General features: G+C 32.8%; 1 protein-coding gene. It reads left to right on the top strand.

Features of this window, described 5'->3' with window-relative positions:
• A partial coding sequence (locus MN204_RS21905; protein WP_249872986.1) for a hypothetical protein occupies positions 1 to 256 on the top strand: 256 nt, incomplete at both ends.

Raw genomic sequence — 256 nt, 5'->3', positions numbered from 1 at the left:
CCTCATGAAGTTAATGAACCTCCAGTTGTTACCACCGAGGTCGAAACAATTGAGAGCTATGATTATCCATTGAATAAAATTGAAACAGAGTTTTGTGAATTGAAGGCAAAGTTCCATGCAGAAAAAGGGGATATGTTGTTAAAGTATTCATTGGCTAAACCAATTACGAATCTTCATCATTATCCAATTGTATCACACAATTTGAATCACTACCATAAGATCAGAAAGTCATTGGTTTCTAAATTAAAGAATAAAA

The sequence above is a fragment of the Oceanobacillus saliphilus genome, assembly GCF_023522835.1.
Lineage (GTDB): Bacteria > Bacillota > Bacilli > Bacillales > Amphibacillaceae > Oceanobacillus > Oceanobacillus saliphilus.
The sequence above is the reverse complement of the archived record's forward strand: the minus strand, read 5'-3'. Positions and strand labels throughout refer to the sequence as shown.